This window comes from Aerococcus urinaehominis, from assembly GCF_001543245.1.
Taxonomy (GTDB): Bacteria; Bacillota; Bacilli; order Lactobacillales; family Aerococcaceae; genus Aerococcus; species Aerococcus urinaehominis.
Map to the genome: position 1 here is coordinate 1,146,702 of NZ_CP014163.1, position 21,666 is coordinate 1,168,367.

The 21,666-nt window shown below is 43.7% G+C and carries 20 protein-coding genes; 18 read left to right on the plus strand and 2 right to left on the minus strand.

The annotated features are described in order from the left end of the window. Window position 1: 1 nt before the first annotated feature. The 8 genes from lgt (at window position 2) to whiA (ending at window position 8,522) form a co-directional block, all read left to right on the plus strand. Window positions 2-823 (plus strand): prolipoprotein diacylglyceryl transferase, encoded by an 822-nt coding sequence (gene lgt / locus AWM75_RS05230; protein WP_067980889.1) that lies wholly within the window; start codon window positions 2-4, stop codon window positions 821-823. 19 nt (window positions 824-842) lie between these two features. Next, window positions 843-1,907 (plus strand): NAD(P)H-dependent glycerol-3-phosphate dehydrogenase, encoded by a 1,065-nt coding sequence (locus AWM75_RS05235; RefSeq protein ID WP_067979159.1) that lies wholly within the window; start codon window positions 843-845, stop codon window positions 1,905-1,907. A gap of 10 nt (window positions 1,908-1,917) precedes the next feature. Next, the gene (gene galU / locus AWM75_RS05240; RefSeq protein WP_067979162.1) at window positions 1,918-2,790 is read left to right on the plus strand and encodes a UTP--glucose-1-phosphate uridylyltransferase GalU; all 873 of its coding nucleotides are present in this window, start codon (window positions 1,918-1,920) and stop codon (window positions 2,788-2,790) included. A gap of 77 nt (window positions 2,791-2,867) precedes the next feature. After that, complete coding sequence (gene trxB / locus AWM75_RS05245) at window positions 2,868-3,758, plus strand: thioredoxin-disulfide reductase (protein WP_067980891.1); 891 nt, start codon at window positions 2,868-2,870, stop codon at window positions 3,756-3,758. Window positions 3,759-3,927: 169 nt separating this feature from the next. Further along, on the plus strand, window positions 3,928-5,649 hold the full coding sequence (locus AWM75_RS05250) for a phospho-sugar mutase (protein WP_067979164.1): 1,722 nt from the start codon (window positions 3,928-3,930) through the stop codon (window positions 5,647-5,649). A 25-nt stretch (window positions 5,650-5,674) separates the two neighbouring features. Then, the gene (gene rapZ, locus AWM75_RS05255; protein WP_067979166.1) at window positions 5,675-6,568 is read left to right on the plus strand and encodes an RNase adapter RapZ; all 894 of its coding nucleotides are present in this window, start codon (window positions 5,675-5,677) and stop codon (window positions 6,566-6,568) included. After that, complete coding sequence (locus tag AWM75_RS05260) at window positions 6,565-7,563, plus strand: gluconeogenesis factor YvcK family protein (RefSeq protein WP_067979169.1); 999 nt, start codon at window positions 6,565-6,567, stop codon at window positions 7,561-7,563. The genes rapZ and AWM75_RS05260 overlap by 4 nt, the downstream gene beginning before the upstream one ends. Window positions 7,564-7,583: 20 nt before the next feature. Further along, entirely contained in the window at window positions 7,584-8,522 is a 939-nt protein-coding gene (gene whiA / locus AWM75_RS05265; RefSeq protein WP_067979171.1) for a DNA-binding protein WhiA, read from the plus strand. A 65-nt stretch (window positions 8,523-8,587) separates the two neighbouring features. On the opposite strand, the gene AWM75_RS05270 is transcribed toward whiA, so the two are convergent. Next, window positions 8,588-8,950, minus strand: a complete 363-nt coding sequence (locus tag AWM75_RS05270) for a single-stranded DNA-binding protein (protein ID WP_067979174.1) — start codon at window positions 8,948-8,950, stop codon at window positions 8,588-8,590. 109 nt (window positions 8,951-9,059) lie between these two features. On the opposite strand from AWM75_RS05270, the gene AWM75_RS05275 reads away from it, so the two are divergent. From AWM75_RS05275 to AWM75_RS05290, 4 genes are read left to right on the plus strand one after another with little or no spacing between them, the layout of a single operon-like run. Continuing rightward, window positions 9,060-9,785 carry a response regulator transcription factor gene (locus AWM75_RS05275; protein WP_067979180.1) on the plus strand — a complete coding sequence of 242 codons (726 nt, stop codon included), beginning with the start codon at window positions 9,060-9,062 and terminating at the stop codon, window positions 9,783-9,785. After that, window positions 9,786-11,210 (plus strand): sensor histidine kinase, encoded by a 1,425-nt coding sequence (locus AWM75_RS05280; RefSeq protein ID WP_067979183.1) that lies wholly within the window; start codon window positions 9,786-9,788, stop codon window positions 11,208-11,210. Between the two features lie 12 nt (window positions 11,211-11,222). Continuing rightward, the gene (locus AWM75_RS05285) at window positions 11,223-11,858 is read left to right on the plus strand and encodes a VanZ family protein (RefSeq protein ID WP_067979186.1); all 636 of its coding nucleotides are present in this window, start codon (window positions 11,223-11,225) and stop codon (window positions 11,856-11,858) included. Window position 11,859: 1 nt separating this feature from the next. Further along, entirely contained in the window at window positions 11,860-13,044 is a 1,185-nt protein-coding gene (locus AWM75_RS05290; protein ID WP_074572595.1) for a class I SAM-dependent rRNA methyltransferase, read from the plus strand. 250 nt (window positions 13,045-13,294) lie between these two features. Here AWM75_RS05290 and AWM75_RS05295 read toward each other — a convergent pair whose 3' ends face one another. Continuing rightward, complete coding sequence (locus tag AWM75_RS05295) at window positions 13,295-14,563, minus strand: BaiN/RdsA family NAD(P)/FAD-dependent oxidoreductase (protein ID WP_067979194.1); 1,269 nt, start codon at window positions 14,561-14,563, stop codon at window positions 13,295-13,297. 120 nt (window positions 14,564-14,683) lie between these two features. On the opposite strand from AWM75_RS05295, the gene AWM75_RS05300 reads away from it, so the two are divergent. The 6 genes from AWM75_RS05300 (at window position 14,684) to AWM75_RS05325 (ending at window position 21,666) form a co-directional block, all read left to right on the plus strand. After that, window positions 14,684-15,382: an ABC transporter ATP-binding protein gene (locus tag AWM75_RS05300; protein WP_067979198.1), complete on the plus strand. Its 699-nt coding sequence runs from the start codon at window positions 14,684-14,686 to the stop codon at window positions 15,380-15,382. Between the two features lie 2 nt (window positions 15,383-15,384). Next, window positions 15,385-18,105 carry an FtsX-like permease family protein gene (locus AWM75_RS05305; RefSeq protein WP_067979201.1) on the plus strand — a complete coding sequence of 907 codons (2,721 nt, stop codon included), beginning with the start codon at window positions 15,385-15,387 and terminating at the stop codon, window positions 18,103-18,105. Between the two features lie 149 nt (window positions 18,106-18,254). Further along, window positions 18,255-18,464, plus strand: coding sequence for a hypothetical protein (locus tag AWM75_RS05310; protein ID WP_143236691.1), 210 nt, complete (start codon window positions 18,255-18,257; stop codon window positions 18,462-18,464). Window positions 18,465-18,634: 170 nt separating this feature from the next. Then, window positions 18,635-19,798, plus strand: coding sequence for an ABC transporter substrate-binding protein (locus AWM75_RS05315; protein ID WP_067979206.1), 1,164 nt, complete (start codon window positions 18,635-18,637; stop codon window positions 19,796-19,798). A 14-nt stretch (window positions 19,799-19,812) separates the two neighbouring features. Beyond that, window positions 19,813-20,691: a branched-chain amino acid ABC transporter permease gene (locus tag AWM75_RS05320; protein ID WP_067979209.1), complete on the plus strand. Its 879-nt coding sequence runs from the start codon at window positions 19,813-19,815 to the stop codon at window positions 20,689-20,691. 9 nt (window positions 20,692-20,700) lie between these two features. Next, entirely contained in the window at window positions 20,701-21,666 is a 966-nt protein-coding gene (locus AWM75_RS05325; protein ID WP_067979212.1) for a branched-chain amino acid ABC transporter permease, read from the plus strand.

The following is a 21,666-nucleotide window of genomic DNA, read 5'->3' on the forward strand; positions in this document are numbered from 1 at the left end:
TATGCTTACAAGTATGACGATTAATCCGGTAGCTTTTGATATTTTTGGTTGGCCTATTTATTGGTATGGTTTAATTATTGGCCTTGGCATGTTTATTGGTATTAGTTTGGGGTGTCGGGAATTTAAGTCCAAGCGCTTCAATGAAGACTTTATTTTAAATATGTTAATGTGGGCAATTCCTATCGGTTTTATCGGAGCCCGCCTTTATTATGTTATTTTTGAATGGGACTATTACCGCCATAATCTCAGTGAAATTGTGCAAATTTGGAACGGTGGGATTGCTATATATGGTGGGATTATTGCTGCTGTGTTAACAATTTATTGGTATTGTCGCCGTCAGGGTATACTCTTTTTATTTATTCTAGATGTGATGGCCCCTTATCTGCTACTAGTTCAGGCTATCGGTCGTTGGGGTAATTTTGTTAATCAAGAGGCTCATGGGGGTCCGGTATCAGTAGCGTTTTTACGGGAGACCCTTCACCTACCTGAATTTATTGTACAAGGGATGTATATAGATGGTACTTACTACCACCCCACTTTTCTTTATGAATCAATTTGGAATTTTGTGGGTTTTGCTGTCCTTAGTTATTTACGTTCTAAACCGCACCTGCTTAAGGAAGGCGCAACAACGGCTCTTTACTGTATTTGGTACGGTTGTGGCCGATTCTTTATTGAAGGTATGCGGACCGATAGTTTAATGCTAGGACCTGTTAGGGTATCGCAAATTCTGTCTTTAATTCTAGTCTTGGCTGGTATTATTGGTTTTATTTATCTACAAAGAGATAAGTACCGGATATACTACAGCGAAATTAGAGGTTTTTAAATTAGATAAAGGAGCATCTATGTCTAAGCGTGTAAGTATTCTAGGAGCTGGATCTTGGGGCACAGCCCTAGCCAGTGTATTAGCTAAAAACAAGCAGGAGGTTTTGCTCTGGTCTAGAGACCAAGGCCAAATTGAGCGCATCCGAGCCACAGGTAAAAATGCTGACTATCTAGCTGACTATGTTTTACCAGCTAATATTCAATTAAGTGCGGATTTGGCTGCCGCCGTGGATTTTGCTGATATTATCTGTTTTGTAGTGCCGACAAAAGCTATTAGAACTTTAGCTAGTCAGGTAGCCAATCTGTTGAAGGACCGAACTAGTGACCGTTCTGTGCCAGTAATTATGCATGCTAGCAAAGGCTTGGAGCAAGGTAGCCATCTGCGTATCAGTCAGGTTCTAGCTGATAGTTTAGCCGGCCTTGATTATCGTGGTGTGGTGGTCCTTTCGGGTCCTAGTCATGCTGAAGAAGTGGTTAGGGAGGATATTACTGCGATTACAGCGGCTAGTCAGGATGATGAAGCTGCGCGTTTGATTCAGACTTTATTTTCTAACGATTTCTTCCGTGTTTACACGAATACCGATGTGATTGGTGTGGAACTAGGTGGCGCCCTCAAAAATATTATTGCTTTGGGGGCGGGAGCCTTAGTTGGTCTCGGTTACGGGGATAATGCCAAGGCAGCGCTGGTAACTAGGGGGCTGGCTGAAATTTCTCGTTTAGGCGTAGCCATGGGAGCCGACCCGCTAACATTTGCTGGACTATCGGGTGTGGGAGATTTAGTGGTTACAGCAACCAGCCCCCATTCCCGTAATTGGCAGGCCGGTCGGGCGATTGCCCAAGGTCAAGCTGTTAAAGAAGTTGAGGGTGGTTCTAGAATGGTCGTTGAAGGGATTTCTACGGCAATTGCCGCTAATGAATTGGCGGCTGAATTAGAGATTGATATGCCCATTACCCAAGCTATCTATGATGTGGTTTACTTAGAAAAACCTATCCGCCAGGTGATAAATAACTTGATGCGCCGCAAGGGTAAGGGTGAGGTATCCATGGCTAGTCAACTTGCTGATGCTAGCCGCGAAAATAATTAAGGAGACTGTCATGACAAAAGTAAGAAAAGCCATTATACCAGCAGCGGGTTTAGGGACCCGCTTTTTACCAGCTACTAAGGCCATGGCCAAAGAAATGCTACCGATTGTGGATCGCCCAACTATTCAATTTATTGTTGAAGAGGCGCTTAAATCAGGGATTGAAGATATCTTGATAATTACGGGTAAAAGTAAGCGGCCGATTGAAGATTATTTTGATTCTAATATTGAATTAGAGCACCTGCTAAAGCGGCGTGGTGATATTGAGAAATTAGAGTTAGTCCAAGAGACAGTCGGTCTTAACTTGTATTTTAAACGCCAAGCTTATCCACGGGGGTTAGGGGATGCTGTCTTGCAAGCCAAAGCCTTTGTAGGTAATGAGCCTTTTGTGGTAATGTTGGGGGACGACTTGATGGTAGACCAAGAACCTTTAACTAAGCAGCTAATCGGTGCCTATGAGGAAACGCATGCGTCAGCTATTGCTGTTATGCCAGTACCCCACCAGGACACCGATAAGTATGGTGTGATAGACCCAGAGGGCGAATATCGACCAGGCCTCTATAATGTGCGCCGATTTGTTGAAAAACCGAATCCAGACCAGGCCCCATCTAACTTAGCAATTATTGGTCGCTATCTCTTAACACCGGAAATTTTCAATTTGCTGGAGGACCAGGAACCTGGGGCTGGCAATGAAATTCAATTGACTGATGCCATTGACCGCTTAAATAAAACACAGCGGGTCTTTGCTTTAGAGTTTACCGGCCAGCGTTACGATGTCGGGGACAAACTAGGTTATATGAAAACCATTGTCGAGTATGGTCTGACTAAGCATCCAATTAAGGAAGACTTGGCCGACTACTTATTGAGTTTAGAGGATAGCCTTTAGGCTAAGAAGGAGGAGTATTAGTGACTGAAGCAGAAAAACAATATGATGTCATCGTAATTGGTGCCGGACCTGCAGGTATGACGGCTGCCCTGTATGCTTCTCGGGCTAATTTGAATGTATTGATGCTAGAGCGGGGTGTACCCGGTGGTGAGCTGATTAATACCGCTGAAATTGAAAATTATCCTGGCTTTAAGCATATTTCTGGACCGGACTTAGCTAATAATATGTACGAGTCAGCAATGCAATTTGGTGTGTCATATGCTTACGGCCAGGTTAAAAACTTTATCCCGGCTGATCAAGCTGGTGGTGACCACCAAGTCATCACTGAAAGTGACCAGGTCTACCAAGCCAAGGCCGTTATTATCGCGACGGGATCGGTTCATCGTAACTTGGATGTTCCTGGAGAAGAAAAATATAATGGCCGGGGTGTTAGCTACTGTGCTGTTTGTGATGGGGCTTTTTTCCAAGATAAAAATTTAAAAGTAGTCGGTGGTGGCGATTCAGCAGTTGAAGAAGGCACCTTCCTCACCCAGTACGCGGACACGGTCAATATTGTTCACCGCCGGGACCAATTGCGGGCGCAAAAAATCTTGCAGGATCGTGCCTTTGCTAACGACAAGGTGTCCTTTAACTGGAACCAGGTGGTTAAGGAAATTAAAGGAGATGACCTGACAGTAACGGGTGTGGTTTTAGAAGATACACAAACTGGTGAACAACACGAAGAGCCTGCTGACGGTGTTTTCATTTATGTTGGTCTCTTGCCTAATACGGAGCCCTTCCGAGACCTGGGGATTACTGATGAAGAAGGCTGGATTATTACTGATGAGAATATGCATACCAAGATTCCTGGTGTATTTGCTGTCGGCGATGTCCGCCAGAAAAAATTACGTCAGGTATCCACAGCCGTTGGTGACGGTGGTGCCGGTGGCCAAGAGGCTTACCATTATTTAGAAAGCTTAAAGGATTAGCTGGTGGACCAGCTTATACCCCCAGCGAGATTTCAAGCTAGGACATTTGTCCTAGCTTTTTATTTTTTAGGGAAGGCAAAAGAGAGGACGTATGCTATAATGAAAGCGTGAACATCGTTCGCTAGAGATATAAAAAAGCTAAAAGAGACTTAATAAAGGAGTGTTTAATATGGCATGGCAAGATACCTACCAACATTGGCAAGAAGCTGACCATTTAGATCAAGATATCCGTCAGGATTTAGAAAAATTAGCTGAGGATGAAAAGGCGCTAGAGGATGCTTTTTACCAACCCTTAAGTTTTGGTACAGCCGGTATGCGCGGGGTGCTAGGTGCTGGTATTAACCGCATGAACATTTATACGGTTCGCCAGGCTAGCGAAGGTTTGGCCCAATTGATTGAAAGTTATGGGGATGAAGCTGTGGCAGCTGGTGTAGCGATTGCCTATGACTCACGCCATATGTCACCTGAATTTGCCATGGAGTCTGCCCGCACCCTAGGCCAGCATGGCATTAAATCTTATGTGTTTGAAAGCTTACGGTCGACACCTGAACTATCTTTTACAGTTAGAGAAACCGGATCATTTGCTGGCATTATGATTACAGCTAGCCATAATCCGCCTGAATATAATGGCTATAAAGTATATGGCGCGGATGGTGGTCAAATGCCGCCAGCTGATGCAGACCGCTTAACAGAATTTGTTAGAAATATCTCTGATCCATTAGCGATTGAAGTAGGTGACCAAGAGCAATTAATTGCTGCTGACATCATCAATATTATTGGCGAAGAAATTGATGCCAAGTATCTGGAAGCCCTTAAGACTGTCACTATTGACCAAGCAGTTATTGATAAGCATAAGGATATCAAGATTGTCTATACACCTCTGCACGGTACCGGCCAAATGATGGCTGAGCGTGCACTAGCACAAGCAGGTTTCGAAGAGATTATCTATGTTGATGAGCAAAAAGCACCAGATCCTGACTTTTCAACTGTCAAATCACCTAACCCTGAGGAACCCGGCGCTTTTGAAGTGGCGGAAAAATATGGTGATAAATATGAAGCTGATATCCTAATTGCCACTGACCCAGATGCCGACCGGATGGGGGCAGCTGTCCGCTTGCCTAATGGTGAATATAAGGTAATTACTGGTAACCAAATTGGTGCCTTAATGACTCACTATATCTTAACCGCCCATAAAGAAGCAGGTAGCCTGCCAGATAATGGTGTCATTTTGAAATCAATTGTATCTGGTGAAATGGCTGCCAAAATTGCAGCTAGCTTTGGTGTAGATACTGTTAATGTATTGACCGGGTTCAAATTTATTGCGGAAAAGATTAAACAGTATGAAGCAGATGGCTCACAAAGCTTCTTGTTTGGTTTTGAAGAATCTTATGGTTACCTAATTAAACCTTTTGTGCGTGATAAGGATGCTATTCAAGCCCTAGTTTTACTTGCAGAAGTTGCTGCCTATTACAAAGACCAAGGACAGACTGTTTATGATGGTCTAGAAGCCCTTTATCAAGAATACGGCTATTTCCAAGAGAAAACCATTTCCGTTTCTTTACCAGGTCAAGAAGGTGCTGCTAAGATTAAAGAAGTGATGGATGGGTTACGTCAAGAACCATTAACTGAATTAGCTGGGGTTGCCATTGAGGTAACGGAAGACTATGCAAGTGCTAAACGCTTTAAGCAAGACGGCACTGAGGAAGATATGGCTATTGACCAGGCTAATGTCTTGAAGTACTATCTAGCTGATGGCACTTGGGTAGCGGTACGCCCTTCAGGTACGGAACCAAAAATTAAATTCTATATTGGTACAGTTGGGGAGAGTCTGGAAGATGCCCAAGCTAAAATTGACCAATATGCTGAGGTGCTAGCCAAATTAATGGATTAAGCCATTTAGTAAGGAAAGATAAAATATGGCAGTTGAAAACTTAAGTTTAGTAATTATTACTGGGATGAGCGGGGCCGGCAAGACTGTGGCCCTGCAGTCTTTTGAGGATATGGGTTACTTTTGTGTGGACAACCTGCCACCGTCGCTTTTGCCCAAATTTTGGGAATTGATTAAGGAATCAGGGAAAATTGCCAAAATTTGCTTGGTTATGGATCTGCGTTCCCGGGATTTCTTTGATGAATTGATTGATGTGGTAGCGGGGATGGATAACCGTGCCATGATTCATATGAAGGTGGTCTTTTTAGAAGCAAATGATACTGAGCTAGTGTCCCGTTATAAGGAAACCAGGCGTAGCCACCCCTTACAACTAGAAGGTGGCACAATTTTAGAGGGTATCCACCGTGAGTGCGCCCTTTTAGAGGATATTCGTATGCGGTCACAATTAATCATAGATACCAGTGACCTGTCGCCTCGACAATTGCGCGAGCGCTTGATGGAGGAATTCAAGCAGGCGGATGACCGGTCGTTCATGGTTGAAGTGATGTCCTTTGGCTTTAAGTACGGCATTCCGATTGATGCTGATATTGTTATGGATGTCCGCTTCTTACCCAACCCCCACTATATAGACGACTTACGGCCCTTAACTGGTTTGGATAAGCCAGTTTATGATTATGTGATGGCCCAAGAAGATACTGAAGTTTTTTATCGCAAATTTGTTGATCTAGTGGATTTTACCTTGCCCCGCTATGAACAAGAAGGAAAAAGTTCGGTGACCATTGCTATCGGTTGTACAGGTGGTCAGCACCGGTCGATTGCCCTAACTGAACGCTTGGGCAACCATGTGGCTGATTTGGGTTATCGAGTTAATAAAACTCACCGGGACCGGCTCAAACGTAAAGAATCGGTGAACCGGTCATGATTGCTAATGAAAATGAACGTCCGAAGATAACAGTTATCGGCGGAGGTACTGGCCTGCCAGTGCTCTTGTCTGGTTTGAAAGAAGCCAATTGCGATGTGACAGCCATTGTGACAGTTGCTGATGATGGTGGGTCGAGTGGGGCCATTCGTAATTCAGTTAAAACCATTCCTCCGGGCGACATCCGTAATTGTTTAGTGGCTTTGTCTAATATAGAAGATATTTATAAAGATATTTTCCAGTATCGTTTTGCGCCGGAGGACCAAGAATTTTCCGGCCATGCCATTGGCAACCTGATTATCGCAGCTTTGGCAGAAATGCGGGGAGATGTCTATGCCGCTTTAAAATTGTTGGCGATGATGATGGATGTTCAAGGTCAGGTTCTGCCTGCGGCTGAGGAGCCGCTGGTTCTCCAGGCGCATTTCCAAGATGGCAGTTTTATTGAGGGAGAAACTAGTATAGTGGCCAAACGCCAAGCCATTGATAAAATTGGTGTTAGGGTAGTGGATGGTTACGAGGCCCGCCGCCCCCATGCAGGACGTGGCGTTCTCAAGGCTATTGAGACGGCCGATTTTATCATTCTGGGACCTGGCTCCTTGTATACCTCAATCCTACCCAACCTGGTTATTGATGAAATCCGCCAGGCAATTTTAGATACACCTGCCCAGCTACTGTATATTTGTAATATTATGACTCAGATTGGAGAGACAGAACATTTTTCTGATGCTGATCATGTTAGAGTAATCAATAGCCATCTGGGCCAAAATAGGGTAGACTATATTTTGGCTAATAATGCGGTAGTACCAAAAGCTTATATTAATCGACCAGAAACACCTGAATACTTGGTCCAGGTCAGCCATGATAGTGTTGGCCTAGCTGACCAGGGTATTCAGCTGGTTGAGGCTGATTTTTTAGCTCTTGAGGACAAGGGCGTTTACCATGATCGGCGTAAGTTGGTGAATGAAATTCTAAAAATCTACCGTCGCCACTATAAATAAGTTGAGAGGAGCCTGGTCCAGTGTCTTATGCCAGTGATGTTAAGAAGGAATTAACCCAATTGGAGGTAGACAGTGAACATGCTCGGTCTGAGTTGGCGGCTTTGCTGAGGATGAACGGTTTGATTAACTTGAGTAATCGTCAGTTGGTTTTAAATGTGCAAACAGAAAATGCCGCGATTGCGCGGCGGATTTATTCTCTGTTAACCAATTTTTTCAATATTGTTCCGGAAATTTTAATCCGACGGAAGATGAAGTTGAAAAAGAATAATATCTATATTGTCCAGATTCAAGATGATGTAGAGGGTTTACTTAAGGAGATGAATATTTTTGGAGATCATTTTATAAATCCGCATATTTCTCCGGAAATTATGGGAAATGATCAAAGAAAGCGATCTTATCTGCGCGGTGCTTTTCTAGCAGGTGGCTCTGTCAACAATCCAGAAACTTCTTCTTATCATTTAGAGATTTATTCTGACCATAAGCAGCATAATGATGATATTGTGACCATGCTAAATAGTTTTAACCTTAATGCGCGAGCGATTGATCGGCGTAATGGATACATTGCCTATTTAAAAGAAGCAGAAAAGATTTCTGAATTTTTAACTCTGGTAGGGGCCACTAATGCCATGCTACATTTCGAAGATATTCGCATTTGGCGGGATATGACTAATTCAGTTAATCGTTTAATGAATTGTGATAATGCAAACCTTAATAAGACGGTTAATGCGGCTAGCCAGCAGTTAGAGAATATTCGTTATTTAGATGAGCGGATTGGACTAGGAGAATTGCCGGATAAGCTCCAGGAAGTCGCCCAGGTTCGGTTGGAAAATCCTGATGCTTCACTTAAGGAATTGGGGCAGCTTTTACCTAGTGGTCAGGTGTCTAAATCAGGTGTTAACCACCGCTTGCGACGTATTAACCAGATGGCAGAAAAATTACGAACCCAGGGTTCTTTATAATATAGCAAGTTAAGCGGCCGAGACATTTGTCCCGGCCGCTTTTTATAGGTAACTTACTAGCTAGTCTAGTTAGGATTGCTAACGGTATTGATCGTAATTTCCTGCAAGTTTTCTTGTTTTTTGCGTAAAAATTGTACCTGGCGAACATTGACTTCAACGGTATAAACAGTCTGACCTTCTTTATTCTCATAGCTGCGACTTTGTAGGTTGCCGATAATCGCTATTTCATCACCCTTTTTAAGGTAGCGAGCCATCAGCTTGCCGGTAGCATTCCAAGCAACGATAGGAATAAAATCAGTGCGGTCCTTGTCTTGGTTAAATGAGCGCGGAATCGCTAGGACATTATTTAAAACCGCATTGCCTGTATTGGAAAATTCTTTGAGGTCGACTTCGCGGGCTAGCCGACCAATCGCTTGAAATTGGTTCATATATTTACCTCCTTTCACTATATAAATACGTAAAAAAATAGCCTTTTAGCTGCCAAAATTTTATTTGATGATTGAATAGTTTACAATAATAGTAAAGGAGTTTGATGATATGCATTTGCTAATGATAGAGGATAGTGAAAGTGTCCAAGAGATGATGGCCATTTTTTTTGATCAGCAGGAGGGCTGGCAAGTTGAGTCCTGTTACGATGGAGAATCTGGCTTGGCCTATTTTGAAGACCACCAGGATGAGCTAGATATGATTATACTAGATCTTAATCTACCCAAATTGGATGGTATCTCGGTGTGCCAAGCTATTCGCCAACAAAATAAATTGATACCGATTATTATGTTGACGGCTAGGGACTCTGAGTCAGACCAAGTGCTCGGTTTTAATGTCGGGGCTGATGATTATGTGACTAAACCTTTTAGCCCGGTTACCCTATTAGCTCGTATTCAGGCTTTGTACCGGCGCTACCGTAGTCAAATGAACGACGATGGCCAAGCAAATAACCAAGGAGAGGTGCCTGGTATGGTAAAAACCGGCCAGCTGACAATTAATCCTGCTACCCGGGAGGTTATTTATATGGGGCAGGAAATTGCTAATTTAACACCCAAAGAATTCGAAATCTTAAACTTATTAGCTAGCCACCCTAAACAAGTCTTTACCCGTGACCATTTACTGAATAGTCTGTGGGAGAGCCCTTTTTACGGTGATGAGCGGACGGTGGATGCACATATAAAAAAATTAAGACAGAAGATTGAAAAAATTGGACCGTCCTTAATTCAAACAGTCTGGGGTGTTGGTTATAAGTATGAAGAAGTTGAGGTGGACTAGTTGCACTACTTTTTTCGTCAGCTAGCAGCTTTTCTGGTTGTTATTTTAGTAACTGTCATGACGATGGGCTTTTCTTTGGTCAACTTTACTTCGAATGAGATTTATGAACGTGAGGAAGCACGCTTGTTAGAGCTGGCTGCTTCTATCATGGTGCAGCCACTCAGTCAGGATTATTTAAGTGATATTGAACTGATTTTACAGGGCAATAATGTTAAGGTAGCCTACTATGATGCCAGCGATCAGCTAGTCTATCCTGGCTGGGACCAGATTGGTAACGGGCCCCAGAATAATGCTTTGAATACGGGAGAAAGGCTCCGTCTGCGTCAAGGTCGTTATCTAGGCCTTAGAGCCTATGATATGGGGTTTTCTAATGATAATAATGATGCTTGGTCGGTCTTTGTGCCTATTCGTGATAGCCAAGGCAACTACCAGGGCTATCTTGTTTTGGGGACACCGACTCGCCTAGTAGACAAGTTTTTACTTAATCTACAAGATAATATTGTTAAAGGTTTTACTTTAGCAGCGCTAGTGGCAATTGTTTTAAGTGCAGCCTTTGCTCATTACCAGCAGCGCCGATTTAGTGAGTTTTCTCGGGCGACCAAGGAAATTGCAGCTGGTGATTATGATATTAGTTTGACTAGTAAGGGACGCGATACGATTGATTATTTGGCAGCTGATTTCAATACTATGATTGCTTCTCTTAAAGCTTCCCAAGCTGAAGTGTTGCGCCAGCAAGACCTGCGCCAACAATTAATGTTAGATGTTGCCCACGAGATGCGGACACCCCTAACAACCATGAATGGTATCTTAGAGGGTTTTGCGCATGGTTTAATCAAGGAAGATAAGCGTGAGCAATCCATGCGTCTCCTTTACAATGAGACCAACCGATTAATTCGTTTAGTTAATGAAAACTTAGACTATGAAAAGATTTTAAACGAAGATGATCCTCTGCACCGACAGGTTTTTAAAGTGCAACCTGTTCTAGCTGATATCCTCTTACAAATGGAAAGCATCGCCCAAGACCAGGGCAACCAGATGATATTGGACTGCTCAGAAGAAATTGAAGTCTATGCAGATTTTGATCGCTTTCGGCAAATTTTTGTCAATTTACTGAAAAATGCCAACCAGTTTACTGAACATGGTAAAATTAAAGTAACGGCTGACTACGATCAGGGCTTGACCAAGATAGCCGTGGCGGATACCGGCATTGGCATGTCCACTGATCAACAAGCTCATATCTTTGAGCGCTTTTATAAGGCGGATGCCTCACGCAAGAATTCTCAATATGGGGAAGCAGGCATCGGTCTAGCCTTGGTAGCTAAGCTTTTGGAGCGCCACCAGGCTGATATTATGGTGGACAGCCAGTTAGGCCAAGGATCAACTTTTACAGTTAGCTTCAAGTCAGAAAAATTAATTAAAGAATAAGAAAGTGTTTGTATGATATTTTTAGGTTGGTTACAAGAGCTAGTTGCCCTTATTTTTGAAGGCCGTGTTAACCATTATCCCTTGCTACAATTAATTATCTTCAGTTTGGATAAGACGCTAATCTACCTGGGTTGCTATCTCTTAGGGCGTTGGCTCTGGCTTAAATATGTTAAGGGGCAGTCCTTTGGTCAGACTAATTGGTGGCGGGAAAGTTTAATTTTTATCAGTTTAGCCTACGCCTTGATGCTAATCCATTTAACTGTCCTACGCTATGATTGGCAATGGTGGCAGTTGACTTGGTATGTTGACCGGTCGTGGTCAGATTTTCATTGGCTACCCTTAGTCGATACGGTTAAGTTACTCGATGGGGATTCACGTTTTTCTTACTGGTATAACTTTTTTGGCAATGTCCTCTGGTTTATCCCGCTTGGCTTTTTATGGCCTTTATTTAGTAAAAGACGCCACCTCATGTTTTCAACCCTAACCTTTGGACTAGCAGTGAGTTGCTTGATTGAGATCTTGCAGTTTTATTTTTATACTGGGGTTTCCCATGTTGATGATATTATTTTTAATTGTGCTGGTACGGTCTTAGGTTATCTACTATATGATCTAGGGCAGTTGGTTATTAGCTATCAAAAGGAGCATTAATTTGGCAATTTATAAGTTAAAAAAAGCGGCTAGCCAGGCTTTAAGGGCTGGTCGTCAATTGTTAAAGCCTGAGGATTTTAGTCAGTTGGCTGACTACCAGGATGGTGATTTGGTTGATCTAGTCGACCACCGGGGCCAATTTCTGGGTCGGGCCTATTTGTCTCAGCAAAATAAAGGGTTGGGTTGGGTTTTTAGTAAGCAGCCAGGTCAAAATATGAACCAAGCTTTCTTTACCCATCTTTTTGACCAGGCCAAGCAGAAACGGGCAGCACTCTTTGCTGACCCCTTGACTACAGCCTTTAGAGTTTTTAATGGTGATGGGGACGGCTTAGGTGGTCTATCTATCGATTATTATGCTGGTTACTTGCTGATTCAATGGTATTCTACTGGAATTTACAGCTATCGTGACCAGATTTTAGCGGCTCTGGCGGCAGTTTATCCTCAGGCTCGCGCTGTGATTGGTAAAAACCGCTTTGACCAGGCTGGTCTAGCCATCAGTGAAGTATTGGTTGGCCAGGAGCCCGCCAGTGATTTGCTAGTTTTGGAGAATGGGATTAATTATCTTGTGAACTTAAACGAAGGTTGGATGACTGGGATTTTCTTGGACCAAAGAGATGTCAGACTGTTTATTCAGACAGAATTGGCGGCCGGACGGCGTCTATTGAATACTTTTTCTTATACTGGTGCTTTTGGCGTGGCAGCGGCTATGGGCGGGGCAATTACGACGACAAATGTCGATGTAGCCAACCGGTCCCAAGCCCTAACTGAGTCTCAGTACCAAGCAAATGGACTAGATTTAGGAGCCATGCGGGTTTATACCATGGATGTCTTTTCATACTTTGATTATGCAGCTAAACACGGTGAAAGCTACGATATTATTGTGATGGATCCGCCAAGCTTTGCTCGCCATAAAAAAGGTACCTTTAAGGCAACCAGGGATTACCGTCAGTTGGTCAGTGAGGCTCTGACAATTTTAGCACCGCAAGGCTATCTGGTCTGCTCGACCAATGCTAGCAACTATCGACCAGAGGACTTTTTGGCTGACATCAAGGCTGGCGCAAAAGATCAAGCCACTAAAATTAGTCTATTACAAAGCTTTAGCCTACCAAGTGATTTTCCAGTACCAGCCAGTAGCCCGGAGAGCGATTATTTGAAGGTTAATGTATTTAAGAAAGAGAGGGTGTGAGACTCGGCGATCAGGCATAGACCACTGGAAGGAAGCTGACCAACAGCTGTAAGCTATTGAGTCAGGTTCCTGAAGTGGCGACCTGCCTGCTGAGTCGATCCCAACTATGCTGATAACATTCGTATAATAGTAGGAGCCTGGGACTTATGAGCCAGGCTTTGGAGAGGGAAGAGTTGGATGGGCCAGCTCTTTTTATTTTCACTAAATAAAAAATGCCAGGACAAATGTCACTGGCATCGTGAATTATAAATTAGCTCATAGACATCCAGGCAGCATTTTGTCCGGCAGTATAACCGGTTACAAAGGCGGCAGTGATATTATAACCACCGGTGTAGCCATTAATGTCTAGGAGTTCGCCACAGATAAAGAGGTGGGGGTTAAGTTTGGATTGCATGGCGTGGGGCCAAATCTCTTTAAGGTTAACACCACCGCCGGTAACAAAGCCTTTTTCAATTGGCCAGGTACCAGTTACCTTGAAGCTATAAGCTTTGATAGCCTGGCAGAGCTTTTCAATCTGTTGGTTGGAGAGGTCATGAGCTGAGCGGTCTTGGGAAATCTGGCATTGGTCTAAGAGGAATTTAGCATAGCGTTCAGGCATCCATTGCTTAAGTAATTTAGTTAGACTGCCGGGATAATTATCCTCCCGGGCGTGGACAAAAGCCTGGCGTAGGTCTTGGTAACTCAAGTCAGGTTGGCAGTCCAGGCTCATCGTGACTTCTTTTTCGCTATCCTGGCTCAAGCTTTGATTAACAAACATGGAGCAACGTAGGGCAGCTGGACCGGAGATACCGAAGTGGGTGAAAATCATATCCATGCGGTGGTTGATAATTGTCTTACCAGCTGGATTCAGTACTTTTAAATCAATGTCACGCAGGGTCAATCCCTGGAGGGTCTTGTCTTTTATAAAGCCTTCCTCAGAAGTAATTGGAGCTTCGGTAGGGTAAAGCGGGGTGATGTGGTGGCCAGCTTGCTTAGCCAGCTTGTAGCCATCTCCAGTGGTACCGGTTCTAGGATAGGACTTGCCGCCAACAGCTAGAATAAGCGTCCTAGCCATTTCAACCTGACCACCATCTAAAACCACGCCAATTTGCTTGTCTTGATCTAGGACGAGGGATTTAACCTGAACCTTGGTCTGGACTTCGATTTTAGCTTGCTTGATCTCCTCAATAAAGACATTGAGGATGGTTTTGGCCGAGTCAGTAGTGGGAAACATGCGTCCGTGGTCTTCTTCCTTGAGCGCTACGCCCCGGTCAGTGAAAAAGGCCATAATGTCGTAGTTGTCAAAATTAGAAAAAGCGGAGTATAAAAATTTTCCGTTACCGGGAATGTGACGAATGACCTCATCGGCAGGCCGGTTGTTGGTGACATTACAACGGGTGCCACCCGTTAAAAGTAACTTTTTACCTAGACTGGGATTTTTTTCAATAATTTTAATGGATTGAGCGCCATTGAGACTGGCAGAAACTGCGGCCATCAGGCCACTGGTGCCGCCACCAATGACAAGTACATCGTAGATCATAGGAGCCTCCTTTATTTCCCAAAGTATAGCATGACCAGAAATTTTTTTAAATAAGCTCTGGTTCATTAAAAGTTCAAAGAAAGATGGTAGACTATAGAAAACAAGAGAAAGGGGCATGACATGTATATTGAGCTAAAAGATGTCGTTAAGACCTATGGGGAGGGTCGGTCCCAGGTTGTGGCGAATGACCATATCTCCTTTGGTATTAACCAGGGAGAGTTTGTCGTCATTCTAGGGCCATCAGGCGCCGGTAAGTCAACGACCTTAAATATTTTAGGGGGCATGGATAAGCCAACCGCTGGTGAGATTTGGGTGGCTGGCCAAGACATCAGCCAATTAGATGATAAAGGTCTAACCAAATATCGCCGCGATAAGGTAGGCTTTGTTTTTCAATTCTATAATTTGCTACCTAACTTAACGGCACTGGAAAATGTAGAAATGAGTGAACAAATTGCTCAAGACCCGATTGCTGCCGACCAAGCCTTGGCGTCAGTCGGTTTGGACCATCGGGCTAGCAATTTCCCGGCCCAATTATCAGGAGGCGAGCAGCAAAGGGTGTCGATTGCTCGAGCTTTAGCCAAGAATCCAGACCTCCTGCTCTGTGATGAACCAACTGGGGCCCTAGATAGTGAAACAGGCCGGCAGGTGTTGGATATCTTGCAACAGCAAAGCCGCCAACATCATACGACGGTAGTTGTGATTACCCACAACCAGACCATTGCCCAGATGGCGGATCGGGTTATCCATATTAATAATGCTAGGGTTGCGAATATTGAAGAAAATAGTCAGCCTAAGTCAGTTGCAGAGATTGAGTGGTAGTAATGACTAAGAAAACTTTATGGAAAGATAACTTTAGAGAGATATCGCGTAATTTATCACGTTTTATTGCCTTGATGGCTATTATTATCCTAGGTACTGGTTTTTTCGTAGGTATTCGCGCAGCGGCACCGGATATGAAGGCTACTGCTGACCAATACTTTAGCCAACAATATTTACAAGACCTAGATATTCAGTCAACAGCTGGTCTCTATCAAGCAGATCTTGACCGCTTGGAAGAAGTAGAGGGTGTGGATTGGTATCCCTATGCCAGTGTTGACCGAGAGATTGCGGGTAGCCAAGAACTGGTTCGCTTCTATCCCAACTTCAATGAAATGGGGGATATTAATCATTTTAATGTCCAGGAAGGCCGGTTGCCCCAGGCTGATGATGAAATTGCTTTGGAGCTGGGCCGTACCGACCATAAAATTGGTGACCAAATCACTCTGACTGACCTAGGCCTTGTTGATAATGACCAAGCACCACACTTGACTACAGATAAATTTACCGTGGTAGGTCTGGTTAAATCACCTTTATATATTGATGAAACGGCTAGTCGTTTTACTAATATTGGTAATGGTCGGCTTAATGGTTTGGCGGTGGTCCAGCCTCAGATAATTGTAGGTGAGCTTTATACTAATATTGCTGGGCGGATTCCTGCTGCTGCTGATTTAGCTGCTTTTTCAGAGGACTATGAAGATTTGGTGGCAGACCGTTTGGCTGCCAGCGAAGCAGTTCTAAAGGATCGTCCTGACCAGGTAAAAGCCAACCTACAAGCTGATCTCGACCAGGAAATTGACCAAGGCCAAACCCAACTTGACCAGGCCAAACAAGCCTTGGCGATGACACAAGCACGAGTGGAACAAACGGCAGCTGCCCTTAGCCAGCCACAAGTTGCCTTGCCCGGACAAGATGTTAGTCAAGTTCAGGCCCAGCTAGACCAGGCTAGTCAAGCCCTGACCCAGGCTCAGGCAGAAGTCAACCAGCAAGAAAGCCAATTAGCTGAGGCGCGCCGAGAGGTAGCCCAAATTAGTAAGCCTAATTATATAATTAATGACCGAGAGAGTGTGTCAGGATATTATGAGTATGCCGACAATGCTGATCGGATTGCAGCCATAGCTAATGTTTTCCCAATTTTCTTCTTTCTGATTGCAGTTTTGGTCAGTTTTACCACTATGACACGGATGGTTGATGAGCAGCGCACCCAGATTGGTACCTTAAAGGCCTTGGGCTACCGACCAGCCGAGATAATGACTAAATATGCCAGCTATGCCCTCTTGGCAAGTCTATTGGGTTCAATGATTGGTATTGGTGTGGGGAACTACCTTTTTCCTTATGTCATTATGTATGCCTACCAGACCATGTTTAACTTCCCAAGCTTTGTTTTTAATTTTTATTGGTTGGATGTTTTACTAGCTCTAGTTATTGCGGTGATAACCACAGTAGGCCCTGCTATTTATACGACTTGGCAGACCTTACGGGAAAACACTGCTCAGCTCTTGCGACCAAAACCGCCTAAGGATGGGGACCATATTCTGCTAGAAAAAATTCCAGCCTTGTGGTCTCGTCTCGGTTTCCAGAGCAAGATTACCTTGCGTAATATTTTCCGCTACAAGGGTCGCAATGCCATGACAGTTATTGGCATAGCTGGTTGTACCGCCCTAATTTTAACCGGACTGGGTATCTCGGATTCAATTGCTGGTTTGGCCCAGGCCCAGTTCTATCATTTTCAAACTGCCGATGCTACTGTATCCTTGCAAACTGACCTGGGTCAGGACCAGTATCAAGAGCTTATTGACCAGGTTAATCAGGATGAGCGTATTCAAAATTACTTGGCCTATGCTAACCTGCGCTACCAGACTGATAGCCAGGGGGATGTGCTTAGTCAGGATGTTAATGTGAACGTGCTAGCAGATGACCAGGCTAATACCGATTTTTTCAATTTTGTTGATCCTAATAATCCAGATCAGACCTTAACTTTAGACCAGTCAGGGGCTATTGTGACAGAAAAGCTCTTAGACCTCTTAGACTTAGAAGTTGGGGACAATCTGGTGCTAAAAAATGAACAAGGTGAGGAATTAATAGTGCCAATTGCAGGAGCCAGCCTGTCTTATGTTTATCATGATGTCTATTTGACTAGCCAATTGTATGAAGACTTGACGGGTCAAACGGCTGCTAATAATCGTGTGCTCTTGGCCTACCAGGCTAATCTATCTACTGACCAGGTGGACCAATTAACTAGTGATTTGACGGCTTTAGCTGGGGTGGCTGGTGTTATTGATACGGACGAAATGGCTGCGATGTTCGACCAAACTATTGAGATGCTGGATATTATTACCATTGTCTTGATTCTGGCCGCGGCTAGTCTAGCCTTTATTGTTCTTTACAGCTTGACCAATATTAATGTATCTGAGCGGATTCGTGAGTTATCCACTATTAAGGTGCTTGGCTTTTATCCGCTTGAGGTTAGCATGTATATTTACCGGGAGACCCTAATCCTAGCTAGCGCGGGGATTTTTCTGGGATGGGGACTAGGCTATTTGCTCTGTCGCTATATCTTGTCTACGGTAGAAGTTGATTTTATGCGTTTCCCAGTGGCTGTTAACTGGCAGAGCTATTTGCTAGCTAGCTTACTTTCTCTAGCCTTCTCACTGATTGTCATGATGATCATGCATGTGAAACTGAAAAGAGTAGATATGGTTGAAGCCCTAAAAGGGGTTGAGTAATCACTCATATTAAGTGTGCTTTAGCTTTGAAAAATTAAGCTCTGAGGGTGTGATTTTTGTCGCACCCTTATTTTTTATTCCCGGGTGGCTCTTAAGCGACCAGTATTGACCTTTTTTTGAGGGGTGTGGTATATTCACTATGAAGAAAAATGAAGGATGAGAATATGGACCAATTAGGAATAGTGATTGAGCCTGTTTCTGCTGACCAGGCTGGAAAAGTAAGAATTATCAATCAAAATACTGCTGTTAGCGCTGTTGCTGAGGGCGCAGATCATGAATTTTTAAAAAATGAGTTGGTGCGCATCTGTCGTATCAAGGACAATGTTGCTTACTGCCAGCAATCTATGTTGGATTTATAGTTAAAGTTAGAGCGAAAATGTTGCTTGGATAGCAACATTTTTTCTATTATTGGCTAAACAAGTGCTAGGAAAAAGCAAAATTTTTATAAACTTGATCGCTTATACCTTGCAAGAATTGTCAGAATTTTCTATACTGGAAACTATGTTAAAAAAATTAGAGGAGACTAGCCATGAAGTTAAAAAAATTAGTCCTACTACTCGCTAGTGTAGGCGTGCTCGGTGCTTGTGAAGCAGCGACACAAACAGTTAACAATAATCAAGATGATTCGGCTACCATTAAATTAGGTGGCAACTGGGAACTATCCGGTGATGTATCAGCTTACGGGGTGGTACAGAATAATGCGATTAAAATGGCTGTTCAAGAGCAAAATGATCGGGGCGGTATTGATGGTAAGCCGGTTGAATATATTGAGTTTGATAATAAATCAGCACCAGAAGAGTCGGCCAATGGGGCGACCCGTTTAACTGATGTCGAGAATGTCTCTGTGATTTTGGGTCCAGCCACTACGGGGTCAGTCTCAGCACAAACTCCTTTGGCTACCAATGCGACTACGCCGGTCATCACAGCAACGGCAACAGGAGATGGCATCACTTTAGATCATACCGGTGAAGTATTAGAGTACATCTACCGGGTCTGCTTCCAGGACTCATTCCAGGGGGTTGCCTTAGCTCGTTTTGCCAACCAACAAGGCTGGAAAAAGGGCGCTGTGATTATGGATAATTCATCCGACTATGGTCAGAACCTGTCGCGGGAATTTACTGAAAACTTTACGGGAGATATTGTCGCTAATGAGTCCTATGTGTCAAAAGAAACTGACTTTACGACTATTTTGACTAACGTTAAGAGTAAGGGCGCTGAATTTATCTTTGTGGCTGGCTACTACCAAGAAGCAGGACCTCTGATTAAGCAAGCTCGGGAAATGGGCATTGATGCCGCGATTTTAGGGCCAGATGGCTTTGGTAACCAAGAAATTATTTCTTTAGCTGGGCCAGAAAATATGAATAATATCTACTATTCAGCCCACTTTGTCCAAGGAAAGGACATGACGCCTAAGGCCCAGGCCTTTGTTGATAAATATCGTCAGACTTATGGTGAAGATCCAGATATGTTTGCGGCCTTAGCTTATGACGCGGCTTACCTAGCTTTTGACGCTATTGACCGTGCTGATTCAGCCAATCGTCAAGCCATTACTGACCAGTTGGCACAAACCACTAACTTTGAAGGGGTAACAGGTACCTTCTCATTTGATGAACAGCATAACCCAATCAAAACTGCTTATATCCAGGAAATCCAGCAAGGACAAGTTGCTGGTACAACTGTGATTGAGCCCTAGAAAGGTTGTAAATAATGATTAATTTTATTCAACAATTAATTAATGGCCTGTCCCTGGGCTCTATCTATGCTTTGATGGCCCTGGGTTATACCATGGTTTATGGGATTATTGGCTTGATTAACTTTGCCCATGGTGACATCTACATGGTGGGCGCTTTTGTTGGTTACGGACTAGTTACTCGGGTTGGACTTGGTGTGTTTCCAAGTATTATTATCTCTATGATTTTTACCGCCATTTTGGGCGTGATTATTGAAAGAGTGGCTTATAAGCCCCTGCGGAAATCAACACGAATTGCGGCCTTGATTACAGCGATAGGGGTCTCTTACCTCTTACAAAATGTCATGATTTACTTTATGGGTCCCGAAGTGAGGGCCTTTCCGACTGAATTGAGCAACCAGCGTTTTAGCCTAGGCCCGATTTCCATTTCAAGCCAGCAACTCTTAATTTTTGGGGTGACCTTGGTCTTGATGCTAGCCCTACAATATATCATTAAAAACACTAGGATGGGTCAAGCCATGCGGGCGGTCTCCGTTGATGCAGATGCTGCCCGTCTGATGGGTATCAATGTCGATTCTGTTATTTCTTTCACCTTTGCCTTAGGTTCAGCTTTGGCTGGTGCCGGTGGTGTGCTAGTTGGTATCTACTACAACTCTATTTCGCCGCTAATGGGGGTAACGCCAGGGATTAAGGCCTTTGTGGCTGCCGTTTTAGGCGGGATTGGATCGGTGCCAGGCGCCATGCTTGGTGGCATCTTAATTGGCTTAGTTGAAACCTTTACCGCTATGATCGGTTTATCGACCTGGAAAGATGCGGTTGTTTACTTTATTTTAATTATAATCCTAGTGATTAAGCCAACTGGCTTGCTAGGTAAGTCAAGTAAAGAGAAAGTGTAGGTGGTAAATATGAAAAAACGTTCTTGGTTTGAAAATTTCTTTACACCTGCGACTAATAGTTGGTTAGTTAGTATTCTAGCTCTATTCACTATTATTATTACCATCTACCTAACTGGTAATATGACGACTTATAACCAAAATATTATGATTACTATTGGTATCAATATGATTTTGGCAATTGGTCTTAACTTAGTTGTGGGTTACTCCGGCCAGTTCTCCTTGGGTCATGCTGGTTTTATGGCAATTGGCGCCTATGCTGGTGCTATTACCTCTATGAAAGTCCCTGGCCTGATGGGTATGTATCTGGGCATGATAGTAGGGGCGGTCCTAGCGGCCATTGTCGCCTTGATTGTTGGTATCCCAACTTTACGTCTGAAAGGGGACTACTTGGCTATTGCTACTTTAGGGACTTCGGAAATTATCCGGGTAATTATTATGAACCTGGAAGTCACTAATGGTGCTGCTGGTCTAACTGGTATTCCACAAAATACAGATTGGATTATTCTTTTCTGCTTTATTGTGGCAACCTCCCTAGTGATTTTAAACTATGTCAACTCTAGTCCAGGTCGTGCTACCATATCGGTGCGTGAAGATGAAATTGCTGCAGAATCAGTTGGGGTAAATGCTACCCGGGCCAAGATTGTTGCCTTTGTGATTGGTGCTATTACGGCTGCAATTGCTGGTACCCTGTACGCTTCTTACTTTACTGTAATTACTCCGAGTCAATTTACCTTCCAAAAATCAATTGATATTCTCATTATTGTTGTTTTTGGTGGGATTGGTTCCATTACCGGCTCGTTTGTGGCAGCCATTGTCTTGGGCCTCTTAAATACAGTCTTGGCACCGTTTGGGCAGTTGCGGATGATTGTCTATGCCATTGCCCTGATTGTCATTATGATTTTTAGACCAGCTGGTTTGCTGGGTGACTACGAATTTAGATTCAGCCGTCTCTTCAAGAAAAAGGAGGAAGTTTAG

Bases quoted from the DNA above. Each gene is read 5' to 3' on its own strand.
- AWM75_RS05300 (WP_067979198.1), top strand. From the start codon at position 14,684: ATGTATATTGAGCTAAAAGATGTCGTTAAGACCTATGGGGAGGGTCGG.
- trxB (WP_067980891.1), top strand. From the start codon at position 2,868: ATGACGGCTGCCCTGTATGCTTCTCGGGCTAATTTGAATGTATTGATG.
- AWM75_RS05325 (WP_067979212.1), top strand. From the start codon at position 20,701: ATGAAAAAACGTTCTTGGTTTGAAAATTTCTTTACACCTGCGACTAAT.
- AWM75_RS05315 (WP_067979206.1), top strand. From the start codon at position 18,635: ATGAAGTTAAAAAAATTAGTCCTACTACTCGCTAGTGTAGGCGTGCTC.
- AWM75_RS05250 (WP_067979164.1), top strand. From the start codon at position 3,928: ATGGCATGGCAAGATACCTACCAACATTGGCAAGAAGCTGACCATTTA.
- AWM75_RS05235 (WP_067979159.1), top strand. From the start codon at position 843: ATGTCTAAGCGTGTAAGTATTCTAGGAGCTGGATCTTGGGGCACAGCC.
- AWM75_RS05285 (WP_067979186.1), top strand. From the start codon at position 11,223: ATGATATTTTTAGGTTGGTTACAAGAGCTAGTTGCCCTTATTTTTGAA.
- AWM75_RS05295 (WP_067979194.1), bottom strand. From the start codon at position 14,563: ATGATCTACGATGTACTTGTCATTGGTGGCGGCACCAGTGGCCTGATG.
- AWM75_RS05270 (WP_067979174.1), bottom strand. From the start codon at position 8,950: ATGAACCAATTTCAAGCGATTGGTCGGCTAGCCCGCGAAGTCGACCTC.
- AWM75_RS05310 (WP_143236691.1), top strand. From the start codon at position 18,255: ATGAAGGATGAGAATATGGACCAATTAGGAATAGTGATTGAGCCTGTT.
- galU (WP_067979162.1), top strand. From the start codon at position 1,918: ATGACAAAAGTAAGAAAAGCCATTATACCAGCAGCGGGTTTAGGGACC.
- AWM75_RS05305 (WP_067979201.1), top strand. From the start codon at position 15,385: ATGACTAAGAAAACTTTATGGAAAGATAACTTTAGAGAGATATCGCGT.
- rapZ (WP_067979166.1), top strand. From the start codon at position 5,675: ATGGCAGTTGAAAACTTAAGTTTAGTAATTATTACTGGGATGAGCGGG.
- AWM75_RS05260 (WP_067979169.1), top strand. From the start codon at position 6,565: ATGATTGCTAATGAAAATGAACGTCCGAAGATAACAGTTATCGGCGGA.
- AWM75_RS05320 (WP_067979209.1), top strand. From the start codon at position 19,813: ATGATTAATTTTATTCAACAATTAATTAATGGCCTGTCCCTGGGCTCT.
- AWM75_RS05275 (WP_067979180.1), top strand. From the start codon at position 9,060: ATGCATTTGCTAATGATAGAGGATAGTGAAAGTGTCCAAGAGATGATG.
- lgt (WP_067980889.1), top strand. From the start codon at position 2: ATGCTTACAAGTATGACGATTAATCCGGTAGCTTTTGATATTTTTGGT.